General features: G+C 57.9%; 6 protein-coding genes. 4 read left to right on the plus strand and 2 right to left on the minus strand.

Features of this window, described 5'->3' with window-relative positions; genetic code table 11:
• On the plus strand, positions 1-197 hold a 197-nt coding region (locus WCO56_12885), incomplete at its 5' end, for a hypothetical protein (GenBank protein ID MEI7730464.1).
• A gap of 843 nt (positions 198-1,040) precedes the next feature.
• Here WCO56_12885 and WCO56_12890 read toward each other — a convergent pair.
• Both WCO56_12890 and WCO56_12895 read right to left on the minus strand, forming a co-directional pair.
• Complete coding sequence (locus tag WCO56_12890; GenBank protein ID MEI7730465.1) at positions 1,041-1,523, minus strand: hypothetical protein; 483 nt, start codon at positions 1,521-1,523, stop codon at positions 1,041-1,043.
• A gap of 212 nt (positions 1,524-1,735) precedes the next feature.
• Positions 1,736-2,458, minus strand: a complete 723-nt coding sequence (locus tag WCO56_12895) for a prepilin-type N-terminal cleavage/methylation domain-containing protein (protein MEI7730466.1) — start codon at positions 2,456-2,458, stop codon at positions 1,736-1,738.
• Between the two features lie 156 nt (positions 2,459-2,614).
• On the opposite strand from WCO56_12895, the gene WCO56_12900 reads away from it, so the two are divergent.
• The 3 genes from WCO56_12900 to WCO56_12910 all read left to right on the plus strand — a co-directional run bounded on the left by WCO56_12900 (position 2,615) and on the right by WCO56_12910 (position 13,797).
• On the plus strand, positions 2,615-10,339 hold the full coding sequence (locus tag WCO56_12900) for a PA14 domain-containing protein (protein ID MEI7730467.1): 7,725 nt from the start codon (positions 2,615-2,617) through the stop codon (positions 10,337-10,339).
• A gap of 775 nt (positions 10,340-11,114) precedes the next feature.
• Complete coding sequence (locus tag WCO56_12905; protein ID MEI7730468.1) at positions 11,115-12,245, plus strand: enolase C-terminal domain-like protein; 1,131 nt, start codon at positions 11,115-11,117, stop codon at positions 12,243-12,245.
• A gap of 85 nt (positions 12,246-12,330) precedes the next feature.
• The gene (locus WCO56_12910) at positions 12,331-13,797 is read left to right on the plus strand and encodes a hypothetical protein (GenBank protein ID MEI7730469.1); all 1,467 of its coding nucleotides are present in this window, start codon (positions 12,331-12,333) and stop codon (positions 13,795-13,797) included.
• Positions 13,798-13,800 lie beyond the last annotated feature (3 nt).

The following is a 13,800-nucleotide window of genomic DNA, read 5'->3' on the forward strand; positions in this document are numbered from 1 at the left end:
AAAACAACAAAAACAAAACAAAAAAACATTTACACAATTATATTTACAAAACCATAAACGCACGTGTATTTCGGAAAAGCGCACGTGCTTATGACACAAACGCATGTGTTTTTGGCAAAAGCACACGTGTATTTGGCAAAAGCACACGTGTTTTCGAAAAAACAAGTGCCGGTTTGGCTGGGTTCCACATGGGTTAAAAGCTAAACCAAAGGTACTTACGCAAGAAAACGCCAAAAACAGGATTTTTCAGCCTGTTTTACTTTAAAAGCGGGCGTTAAAGTGAATTCTGGCACCCCGCCAAGGTCAGTTGGGTTTATGGGATGCCTTTCCGAAGGTCATACCCCGATCCTCGCATAGACCGCACCGGGCTGAAAGCCCGTGATGTGATAGCTTGGGGTGAAGCCCCAAGGAAACGATGAACCACCTGATTGCCACCGCCCTGAAAGGGAGGGATATATAATTCCATGATTGACGCCCGCAACGGTGGTGCCGCCCTTACAGGGCGGGGCGGTTTGCGGGGAACTCATTCCCGGGCCTTCAGCCCGGGCTATCACAGGACGAGCCTTCGGCCCTTTGTTGCCATCCTCACCCGCGGATTACCGTTCTGGCATCCCCTTCAGGATGCATTGGATTTATTGGACGGCTTTCCGGAGGTCATGCCCCGTTCCCCTCATGACGCTCCGGCTAGCTATCTGTCATCCCGTTCGGGATGTATTCCAGAAAAATCCCAAGGGGATTTCGTCCTCCAGCCCAGGGTTGGACCGTTGGGGAAAAAGGGGAACAGGCCGTTGCTGGGTACCCACCACCGTAGAGGGTAAACCCTGTAAGGGTTTCGGCTCTTGGTGTCCCCGGCGTCCGTGGCCACAACCCATGCCGGTCCGGTCGCGAGGGGCATGGGGCGAGACCACCGGAAACGTGGAAAAAGACGAATGCACCCCGGAATGGGTGCCAGAGAGGTTGAGGCAAGGCCGTTCGTTATGCCAATCGTTCACAGTTTGCGAATACGCTACGAGCTTCGCATGCATGTGATAGCCTGCTCTTTAGTTTGCAATCCAAAACCATTTATCTCGCAGTTTTTTCCTCTTCGGCCAAATTTCGTCCGCACGTGACCCCGGCTTGATTTCACCAGAGGACGAATACAGGTAACCCCAATGCCTGACAGGAAAACTCCCGCCAACGAAAAAGGTAACAGTTAGCACCCCATTAGTTCCCTTCTCAGCCCATGTCGCAGAAGCCAACTCGGCCTCAGCGGGGAGCAGGTTCAACCGCATTGGCTCGGTCTGAACGGCAATATCTCCCGCCTCGATGCGTTGGATAATTGTTGCATAACGCGGTGCTACTCGCTCAAATCCGGCAACTAAAAGGCGAGGCGTAATGATCCCGTTGAGGAACTCCGCTGTTAAACATATTGCCAACGGAATGAACGACCAGAACCGAAAACGACGCCACCGCACGAACGCCCATACGAAACTCGTAATCAAAGCTGCTGCGTAAGCTATGTTCGCCGGAATCGTTAAGAGCAATAGCGGGTTTGAATGCGACCAGGCACACACAGCCGTGCAGATAAGCCATACCCCACAGACAAAAGAGACTATTGCAACGACAAGTCGCATACACAGGCTAACAACATTCTTGAACGCCCTTCCCGTTCATTATTTCCGGTGGCCAGTTATTTATCATGGCACCGACCTTCCCTAAAAAGTCCCCTCTGGTCAATTGGAAAACCTTGATCTTCCTATTCCGGGCCTTGCTTGCCGGGCTTGAGTCCGCAGTTGGTAAAATTGCTATCCTGGACTGCGTAGTGACTATCGTTCGTGGAGAGGTATTTCTTAAGTTGGGCCTGGTTGAGTTGCACCGCGTGGCCATCCGCCATGACCATGTTGCCGGCGTTGACGTGAATGGTGTTCGTCCAAGTGGCAGTTTGTCCCAAGGTGGTCGTGGCTGGGAAAGGTAATCCCGGTTCCTGAACGTTTCCGCAAGCCCCGGCAGGTGCGGTAACGTTGCGGTCTCCGGCCACAAAGGCTTCGGGTTCGCGATCGTCTGCCTCGGTTCCGATGAGATAACTGATGGCATTGTTGCCCATGGCTGCATTGAACAATCCGCTGGTGCCGGTGGACCAGTCCGTGGCCTGCTTGCGGGCGGTGTCGCTGGGACAATATAATACTTTTGGCGTGGCCAGTAAATTTGAGAAGGCGGCAAAATGCACATAAGCGTCTGGGTTTCCCCGGGTGCCGCCGTTGGCGACCGGCGTGTTCCAAGGGAAAAGGTGTCCGCCGTTATCCTCAGTCCACATCTTGGCGGCCAGTCCGATTTGCTTGAGGTTGCTAATGCAGGCAATTCGCTGGGCTTTGGCCTTGGCTTTGGCCAGGGCTGGCAACAAAAGTCCGGCCAGGATGGCGATGATGGCGATAACCACCAGTAACTCGATCAACGTAAAGGCCGAAGCGTGCTTTTTCATAAGCCGGACAATTCTGTTTCAGTTCTAATGAAAGTTACTGATAAGCACCGACCATTTCAACCCGTATTTACGAATTATTTTCTCGGTGAAAAACGGTGCTACGGATTGGAATTTGATTCGCAAGGAAGCCCATTTATGATATGGTTCATTTGAAGCATGAAGTTGTTCAGCTTGATGATGCGGATGCATGTACTGATCTTCGCTACCGGATGGGTTTTAGGGCCCGTGTGGCAAGGGCAGGGCGCTGGCACTGGTTTGAATGGCGAATACTTCGGCAGCAACAATTTCACCACGCTCAAATTCACCCGCACGGATGCCACGGTCAACTTCGATTGGGGCACGAATACGCCGGGCAGCGGGGTGGGGGCGGACAACTTCTCGGTGCGGTGGTCCGGCCAGATCGAGCCGCGTTTCACGGAGACGTACACCTTTTACGTCACGGCGGATGACGGGGCGCGGCTTTGGGTGAATGACCGGATGATCCTGGGGCGCACCGTTTATTCCTCCTCCGCACTGGAAGTGTCGGGGAAAATCGCGCTCAAAGCCGGCGAGCATTATAATATTGTCCTGGAATATAATGAGAGCACGGGCCAGGCAAAGGTGCGACTCGGCTGGTCAAGTCCCAGTCAGGCCAAGGAGATTATTCCGCAAAGCCAGCTCTATCCCACGGTCGCCGTGCCGGAACGTGGTTCGCTGCTCGTGGAGCATTGGCTGGGGCTGCCCGGCACCAATCTTTCCGCGCTCACGGCGGACACGAATTACCCGGCCAAGCCGGATATGCGCGAGTTTATCACCAGCTTCGAGTGTCTCCAGCCCAATTGGGCGGATAGTTACGGCACGCGTGTCACCGGCTATATCATGCCATCGGTGAGCGGTAATTATGTGTTTACGGTGTCGGGCGATGATACGGTGGAGCTGCGCCTCAGCACGGATACCAACGCGGCGAACAAGCGGCTCATTGCCTCGGTGCCGGCGGCGACGGGTTTCCGGCAGTTCACGAACTTTTCCAGCCAGGTCTCCACTTCGATCACGCTGGTTGCGCTGCAAAAATATTATGTCGAGTTGCTCCACAAGGAAGATACGAACAGTGATCACTTTTCCGTCGCATGGCAGCCGCCCGGCGCCACGAATTTCACGGTGATTCCCGGTGATGTCCTGATCCCTGCCGGCTTGCACACCACGTTGCCCACGCAGGCGAATATCTTCAACACGCTGGTGCCGGTGCATCCGCGGCTCCTGGCTTCGCCGGAGAAGTTCGAGTGGCTGCGGCAGGCCATCGCGTCAAATTCCAATACGCAGATCACCGCGTGGTGGAAAACCCTGAGCAATTCTGCCGCCGGCATTCTCACCAGTCCGATCAATGTTTATACGCAGGATAATCGCGGCACGATTCTCAATGTCAGCCGCAGCGTGCTGGACCGGATGCAAAAGCTTGGCCTGGTCTGGCAGATCACCGGCGATACGAATTTCTCCGAGCGCGCCTGGGCCGAACTGGCGGCGGTCGCGGCGTATCCTGATTGGCACCCCGCGCACTACCTCGATACCGCCGAGATGACGCACGCCTTCGCCATTGGCTACGATTGGATGTATAATTATTGGTCGCAATCCCGCCGCGACACCATCCGTAATGCGATCATCACGAATGGGCTGAACCAGAGCCTGAACATTTACACCAATATGAACGATTGGTCGGCCTCGACCGCGAACAATTGGAACCTGGTGTGCAATGGCGGCATGATTATGGGCGCGCTGGCGGTGGGGACGGAGAACGAGTCGCTGGCCGAATATATCGTCCTGCGCGCTGTCACGTCGGCTACCGCGGTCATGAAACATTATACGGCGGACAACGGCGGATGGTACGAGGGGCCCGGTTATTGGGACTATACCACCGACTATAACACGCGCCTGATGGCGGCCTTGGAGTCCGCTCTGGGCACCGACTTCGGCCTGAGCGATACGAAAACCGCATGGGAGACAGGACTCTTTGCCATGGGCATGGTGGGGCCAAACAAACTTTGCTTCAACTTCGCCGATGCCGGCGCCGGTAATATGGCTGGACCGCAGCTCTTCTGGGTCTCCCGCCGCTATAATCGGCCCGAGATCGCTTGGTATCAGCGCACCAACGCCAGTCCGGAGGTGCTGGACTTGCTGTGGTATGATGCGCGCGGCAGTAACCAGGTTAGCAGCGGTATCGCCACGGATTTTCATTATCGCGGCCCCACCGGCACGACTTCATTCTCTCCCGCCGATGCCGTGACGCTGCGGACGCGATGGTCAGACCCGGATGCGACGTTTGTTGGCTTCAAGTCCGGTGAGATTGGCGCAAGCCATGGGCATTTGGACGGCGGCTCGTTTGTGCTCGATGCGTTGGGACGACGCTGGGCGCACGATATGGGGGGCGACGACTATGCATTGCCCGGCTACTTCAGCATCCCGCAGCGCTGGACCTATTACCGGCTTCGCGCCGAAGGCCACAACACGCTCGTCATCAATCCCGATGCCAATGCGGACCAGAACACTGGTGCCAAACCGCCGGTGATCCTGTTTGAAACCGAACCAAACCCGGAGCGTAGCGCCTTGGTCGCTGATCTCACCAGCGCCTATGACATCACGCGTGTCTGGCGCGGTATTCAACTTTTCAACCAGCGCCGCTGGGTGCTGGTGCAGGATGAACTGCAAGCCACCAATGCCACGGTGTGGTGGTTCATGCATATCCAGACCAACGAGGCTCCGCAGCTTGATCTCGACGGTTCTGCCGCCATGCTCACGCAAGGCACCGACCGGTTGTGGGTGAAAATCCTTTCCGGTGGTGGCACCTTTGTTTTGAGTAACGCCGTGCCGCTGCCCACTTCGCCCCAATTGACCAACCAGAACGCCAATGCGACCATGCAAAAGCTGGCCATCAAGCTAACCGGCGTCACGAACACCACGCTGGCGGTGCTGATGGTGCCGTTGAATCCGGGGGATAATCCGCCCACTCAATTGCCAACGCTGACCCCGCTGACCAACTGGGGTGCCATCAATCAGTTTGCGCCCTTGGTCAACGCGACGAACGTGAAAGCGGGACCGGCTGGTTTTGTGGATGTGGACCTGCTCACGCTGGCCACCGATGCCCAAACGGCGTCCAGTAATTTGTTGTTCACCGTCAGTGGCACCAACGGCACGGCAGCGCTTTTTGCCGACGGTCACACCGTCCGCTTCACCCAGCCAAGCAATGCGCTTGCGCCATTGATCTTCACGTACACCGCCACGGACCAGGTCGAGGATTCGCGCCTGTTATTCCACTATACCTTTGATCCGCCAGTTTCGGAGATGGCCACCAATGTGACTGATAACTCTGGCCACTACCGCGACGGCATGCTCGACAAACTGGGCACCGGCTCGTTTGCCTACGATACCAATGTGTCCAGCGTGCTCGCGCCATTTAGCGCGCAGTCGCTGCGCCTGACGGCCAGCGGCACGAACGCCGCGCGCCTCTCGCTGAGCCTGACCAACACGGATTACAACTTGAGCGATGCGGATTGGACCTTCACCACCTGGTTCCGCCGGGCTTCCACGAATACGGATGACTTTCTCTTCTACATCGGTGCCGGGGACGGTTACGGGGGCACCGGCGATGAGTTGCAGCTTTATTGTCCGGCAAACCAGTCCACCCTTGGTCTGGGCCACTGGAATGCTACCAACGGCCAGAATGTGGGCATCACTTCCACCAATACCGTCAACCTTGGGGAGTGGCATCACGCCGCCGTGGTCTTCAACCGTACCGCCACCAGCAATGGCACGATTCGCCTTTACCTCGATGGCGCGCAGGCGGGCAGTGTGACCAACCTGCCCGCGGCATTCGCGCAAAGCGCGCCGCTGCGGTTCGGCGGCCATTATGCCACAAACTATGCCGTGGACCGCTGGCTCGATGGTAATCTTGACGACGTGGCGTTGTTCGGTGCCGCGCTCTCCGCCACGGATATTGCGAAACTCGCTTCGGGTACGGTTGCCCAGTTCGGTGGGCGGACCTCGACCGGCTTGGTCACGGTGTTGCCGTGGACGCTGCCGTTCGGGTGGCTGAATCAGGACATCGGGAGCGTTGGTGTGGCGGGAAACGCGGACTATTTTACCAACACCTTTGTGGTTACCGGTTCCGGCGCGGACATCTATAACAGTGCGGACGCCTTCCAGTTTGTCTTCCAGCAGCGTGCGGGTGATGGAGCGATCACCGCGCGCGTCCTCAGTCAGGATCCCACCGACCCGTGGGCCAAAGCTGGCGTGATGATTCGTGAGACTCTGGATGCCGGTGCCCGGAACGCCTGCACCGTGGTGACACCGAGTAATGGCATCGCCTTCCAGCGCCGGGTCATTACCAATGGTACAAGCGCTACGACGAGCGGTCCCCGGGTCACGGCGCCTTACTGGGTGCGCATGGCTCGCAGCGGCACCAACCTGATTGGTTCCGCTTCCGCCGATGCGACCAATTGGACGCAAGTCACCAGTGTGGCGATCACCAATCTGGCCGATCCGGTATATTGGGGATTGGCGGTCTCGGCTCATAACATAACCAAGACTTGTACTGCGCTGTTTGACAACGTCACGCTCAACGCCACGCCCGTGTTTCCTTCGCTAGCTGATGTTACCATGCCACCGGGAGGCTCATTGATAATCACGAATACTGCGACTGATTCAGACCTGCCGCTGCAAACGCTCAGTTATAGTTTGCTCACTCCGCCGGTTGGCGCGAGCATTGATCCGCTGACCGGGGTGATCAACTGGACGCCCTTGCAATCCGGCACCTTCAAGATCACCACCAAAGTCACCGATAACGGCGTTCCGGCGTTGAGCGCCACCAATAGTTTTAATGTCACCGTGAACCCTTTTACGAACACCACCATCTACTTCTGGGATACTTCGGCGAGTACCGGTTTGCAGGCGGGCAGTGGCACTTGGGATACCGCCATCTCGGCGTGGTCGGCCACACCTGCTGGTTCCAACCCGCTCCTCGCCTGGCCTGTGGGCGGAGGCGGCGCTGTGTTTGCCGGTGCGAATGGCAGTTACCTGATTGCTACGGCGAGCGGCTTGACGGTGGATAGCCTCATTTTCAGCAATGCGGGTTATTCCGTCACGGGTAGCGCGCTGAACCATTTCTATACGCCGCTATCCATTCGCACCGAGGCGGATGCAACCATCAACGTGCCACTGGCGGGCGGTTATGGTTTGGTCAAGGACGGTGCGGGTAAACTTGTACTGGGAGGGGCCAGCACGTTCGCGGGAAATGCCACGATCAATGCCGGTACGCTGCAATGGACCACGGATAACGCGCTGCCCGCCACTGCCGCCGTTACCATTGGCAGCACGAACGGCACCGCTGGCAATCTCGATCTGAATGGCCATGGCCAGACCATCAGTGGTCTCGCTTTCAAGTCCATCACCACCAACTATGACACCGTCAAAATCCTTGGCGGAAACACACTCACTGTCAGCAATATCGCCGCTGGCATCGCCTTCGGGGTGGGTAACTACGGGAACACGATTGGTGGGATTACCGCAACGACGCGCGTTGCCTTCGCGGGCGGTGGATCGCTCATCATCAACGCTCCGAGTGGCGCGTTCTCCGTTGAGCCAAGTGGCACGAATGCCACGGGTAACGCGCTGGCTGTTCTTGATCTGTCGGGTTTATCCAACTTCACCGCCAACGTGAGCAACTGGACGGCAGCGGTCATCGGCGGAAATCCTAACAATGTATCGGTGCAATTCACTCTCACCTTGGCTACCAACAACACTATTACCGCGACCAACATCGTCCTTGGTTCCTCCGGCATGGGTAACAGTTCCGCTGGCGGTAATACGGTCAACCTTGGACGGAGTAACACGTTTAATGCCAACAATATTGTGGTCATGGGTGGGCGCCAGCTCGGTGCAATGCTCTTCCAGGCCGGTTCCAGTTCCAATCTTACCATTCGCGGTGTTGCTGGCGGCTCCAGCCGCGCGAATTTGTATGCTGGTGACCAAAGTAACCTTTCTGGACTCGGAGGCGGTGGCGGTTCCAGCGTTAGCACCAGCACGCTCAATTTCAGCGGCGCAACCGTGGACGTCCGCTTCAATCAGTTGACCCTTGGTATTGGCGGCTCTTCTGCGGGTGGGTATGGAACGGCTGGCGGCACCTTTATTTTCAGCGGCAGCAACAGCATTGTGGATGTCAATAACGTCATTCTTGGCTATGCGATGAAGAACAGCGCTTGGGGGAGCAGCAACAGCAACGCGGTCACTCACACCGGCACCTTGATAATGAACGCCGGCACGCTCATCGTGAACTCTAATTTCTTCCTCGGGTACAGTACTGATGATAACCTTGGTACCACCCAGCACGTCACCGGTGTTTTTACCCTTAATGGCGGCATTGCCATGGTTACCTCCAACATTTTCCTCGGCTATGCCACCAATACTGCCGGTACCAATACTGGAATCCTCAACCTCTCCAACGGCACTCTCAATGTCAGCGCCGACATCCTTTCCGCCAGCGCCAACGCGACCGGCATTGTCAACCTTGTTGGCGCCACGCTGAACATGAACGGCAACGACCTGGGCTCGGCCTCGAAATTCATCAACCTCGTCGCTGGCAGCGGCACGCTTCAAAGTGTGGGCGAGATTAATGCCGGTGCCACGCCGCTAGTGAAAACCAGCACAGGCACGCTCATTCTATCCAATGCCAACAACCATACCGGTGGTACGATTCTGGGAGGGGGAACTCTGGTGCTGGCAGGCAGCCTGAACAGCAGCCTCACAGCCACCAACGGCCTCCTCACCGGCGGCGGCATGATCAATGGCAACCTGACGCTCAACGCCGGCACGACGAATCGCGTGAATATCAACGGTTTCATTCCAAACAACGGTTATGACCAACTGGTCGTCACGGGTGCAGTCAGCACGGTCACTCTTGCCGGCGCGCTGAATATCGTCGCTGCCACCAATTTGCCGGATTACGTTAGTTTTACGATCATCAACAATGCTGGCACGCTTCCGGTGAACGGCACCTTTGCGGGGCTGCCGGAAGGCGCCATTTTCTCCGCCTCCGGCTATTGGTGGCGGATCAACTACGCTTCCGGTGATGGCAATGATGTGGTGCTCTCGCTGCTCACGGCCACCAACCGTCTGCCGCTGGTATCGCTCGTCACGACTGGAGCGGTTTGGAAATATCTCGACAACGATTCCGACCAAGGGGCTGCTTGGCGCAGTAATACGTTCAACGATGCAGGTTGGAACTCCGGTCCCGCCAAATTGGGCTTTGGCGTTGGCAGCGAGGCCACGATTGTCAATGGCGGCCCGACAACCAATCGCTACGTCACCACGTATTTTCGGCGCGCTTTCTACGTTCCGGATGCCACGCTGGTGAAAACTCTGGGGGCGCGCCTCCTGCGCAACGACGGCGCGGTGGTGTATTTGAATGGCGGCGAAGTGTGGCGCGATGGATTGCCTGTCAGCACCAACATTACTTACCGGACCCTGGCCACCCAGACCATTCAAGGGACTAACCAAACCAACTACATTTCCACCACGCTTACGCCGTCAGTACTCATCACTGGTACAAATGTGGTGGCGGTGGAAGTTCACCAAGTTGCCACGAATAGCCCCGACCTCGGTTTTGATTTTGAACTCACCACCTCAGTGGTTTTGGATAGGGTGCCAATGCTTGCCATCAGCCGGGCAGGGAGCGGCAACACCCTGACCATTCCCCTGTCGGCGGGCTTCCTCCAGCTTTACTCTGCCACCAATCTGGCCCCACCATATTATTGGATGCGGGTGACGAATTCCTCGGTTCTCACTAACGGTTCCTGGCAATTCACGCTGCCTTACACGTCCAGCTCCCGTCGCTTCCTCCGGCTGCAATCGCAGTGAGGGGCGGGCGAAGAGTTCGCACCTCGGGATTGTCAGGTGCTTAATAATAACCGGGTGTATAGGTGGAGGTACAAAAAACGATGCATAGCATGGATACCAAAAGTCAGACTAAAACCAGAACTGGGGAAGGCAACAGCTCCGGCCAAGTAGCCGACGACGTCAGTCGGCGCATATATCAATCGCTCCAAGGTTCACTACGCGAACTTATATTGGGGAAAATTCTCTCCCTGCTCCGATCACAACCCTCAACGATCAACCAACTGGCGTGCGCCCAAAAACAGGGTGACAAAAGGTGACAAAACTCCTCGTTTCCATCCCGACGGCAGCTTTCCTCTATCTGACAGACAATTTTTGCCATGTTCCTTTCCCCCCATTTCCATTTCTGGTGTTTTCTGGTGCTCGCGAGTGCTTTTCAGTGCTTTGCTCACCCAATCGGATGACGTGACAGTCGCACCACCAAAACTTTGAAGGTTCACTCACTTAAGAACGTCAAAATTGCACAAACATGAACGTCGTCATACACATTACGCTTGTTGCCCTGCTGTTGGCTGGCGTTGCGTCCGTGCCACGCATGTATCGACGATGAACATCAAAGTGCAGAAGACCTCCGGTCAGATGGGCGTCGCCGTCGGCACCGACGCTTTCCTGTGCAAAAAACACCATGCGCCCCGCGCGGCATCTACCAGCAGCACTTGGCGGAGTTGCAGGACATCGTATTCAATCGTGGCGAGCACGCCAACGACCTGAAACCAAAACCTTGATGATCGAAAAACTCATGATGAACAGATCGAAATTCCTGCAAACGTGCAGCGCGGCTGTCGCCGCCACTTGGTTGGCGCCAACGGTGGATGCCGCCGAAGAGTTGCGGCTGAAGTCGTGGGAACTGGTGGAGGTTCCTTCACTGCCAAAGAAGCTCAACCCGATGCTGCAACTCACCGCCAGCAATGGGGCGGTGGGGTATTCGAAACCCGTAGCCAAGGACCTGGCCGCCGCTGTAGCCGCCATCCAGGACGCCAACCTGCTCGATCACGATAAACTATATGATTTGCTGCAGGCCAAAACCGTGCCCAAAGCCCAGATCGCCACCCTGGATATCGCGTCCTGGGATTTGCACGCGCGGATGTTGAAGAAGCCGTTGCACGCCTTGCTCGGCACCAAGCGGACCAAGATACTGCGCTACGGCGATGTGCGCGGTCAGCAGCCGGACTTTTCGCCGCAGAAATACGCCCAATCGGTTGCCAGTTATCTGGAACGTACTGGTCTGCAAGCCACCAAGCTCCACTTCCCCGGTAATATGGGCACACCTGAGAGCATCCCGTTCCCGGTGATTCTCGAAACATTGACGGCGGTGCGCAAGGCTGTCGGCAAAGACAAAACCCTCGCGTGGGACCCGTATCCCGGCTCGGCGGAATCGGCCACGACCTCATTGGATGAAGCCAAGCAAATCCTCAAGCTGATGGACGAACTCAGCTACGCGTGGATCGAAGGCCCGTTGCCGCCGGTGCCGTACGAGACGCAGATTCCGAAATACGTCGAACTGGTGAAAACGGGCACGAAACAACGCATCCAGGCCGAAGGTCCCGGTTCCCCCATCGGCGACAGCACACCTTTTGAAGACATGAAACGCTGGGCCGAGGCCGGCGCCATCACGCAATGCTCCACCGACGCCTACATCAGTACCGGCGTTACCAACTGTCTGCGGATGCTCGAATACGCCAAAGCCCACCCGCCGTTGGTCATCAACTTGCACTGGGACTGGGCGCCGCACGCCCACCTGGCGATGGCGTACGACGAAAAGATCATGCCGCTCGGTGAATTCGTCTGGGGCGGCGAGGTTCCCAAGAGTTACCTGACCGGCCCGTATCTCCAGGCGCCCGACTGGCCGGGCATTTACCGGATCGAATAAGGGCGAGATCGAGCGCGGGAATTGGCGGAATCGACTCCTGGAACCTCCAAATGATATAAGAACGGCACAACAAGGAAACACGCACATGAACATGCTCACATCATTCACTGCCACCGCCCTGCTGCTGGTTCCCCTGTCGGCGTTGGCCGGAGAGGCGCCCCTAACGATCACCTTCCAAATCAGCCGAATCCTTAAGGATACCACCGAGCATCCTCTCGGCATCCAGGATCCGACCTTCCTGGCCGATGTGACCGGCAGCGGCGCTGCGATCCGCCGCTTGGGGGTGCGTTTTCTGCGCATTGGCGATCCCCGGGACGCTTTCTGGTCGGAACCACCCTGGGAACGGGCGAATCCGGTGGCCGTGCTCAGCGGTCCGTCCGCGTGGCCGGCCAACGACCGCAATTATATGGATGCCGATGGTCGCCATTTTCGAGCCGATCGCACCACCGATTTCGACGAATCCCTCGCTCTGGCGCAAGCTGCTGGTGCCGAGCCGATCGTCATCCTCACCTACAATTCCCTCTACAAACCGCCCGCCGACGGGCTGGTCATTCCGCCCCGCGAGCGCTTCTTCGCCGCCGCCGAGGCCCAGGTGCGCTATGCCCTGCGCCGCAAGGTGCGTATCCGCTATTGGGAACTGGGCAACGAGCTGTGGAATCGCGGCAGCAATGGCCATGGCCCGGTCGCCCTGGCTGACATCCGGCGCGACCTTGCCGTGCTGGTGCCCCGCCTGCGCGCCATTGACCCCGGCATCCGCATCCTGGTGAGTGGCGACTCCGGCACTTGGTATCGGCAGTTGCTGGAATCCGCACCGCTCCTTGATGCCGTGAACTTCAGTTGGTACCTGTGGGAGATGTCGGATGGCTATGAATCATTCCGCGCCAGCCCCGACCTGCTGGGCGGCACCGCGGCCTTTACCGGCGCCTTGGCCGCCATTGACGCCCTGCCCCCACTCAACCGTGACCGGATCGGCGTCGTGATCACCGAATTCAACGCCCTCGACTGGGCCGCCACGACGGTGGCGGCGCCGGGCGGCCGCCCCGGCTGGGAGAATCGCAACGACCTGGGCCATGCCCTCTGCGTCTTCCAGATGGCCGGCGAGGCCCTCGCCCATCCTCGCGTGCGCCTGGCCTCGTACTGGTGCAGCCAATGGATGTGGCCGCCGTGGCAGCCGAAGATCGAACTCGACTCCGTGTACAACGCGCTGCGGCAAGACGGCTCGCCGACCGCGACCGGGCTCGCCGTCGCGGCTTGGGGCAACCACCTGTTGGATGCCTTCGTCCAGGTTTCGGCACCCGATCCCTTGCTGCGTACCTGGGCCAGCCGTTCGACCGACGGCAAGCGCCTGCATGTCTTTCTCCTCAACAAGGACCGGAACTCGCGCCGTGTTACCCTGCACGGTGGCGACGCGCCCTGGAAGGCGACCGGGGCCTGGCGCTTGGCGGGCGACGGGCCGCGCGATCTGCATCCCCGCTGGGAGCAGGTGCCCGCCGACGTATCCCTGCTCCTGCCGTCCGACTCGGCCACGGTCGTGCATCTCGCCATCCGCTAAACT

It is taken from the genome of Verrucomicrobiota bacterium, assembly GCA_037139415.1.
Classification (GTDB): domain Bacteria; phylum Verrucomicrobiota; class Verrucomicrobiia; order Limisphaerales; family Fontisphaeraceae; genus JBAXGN01.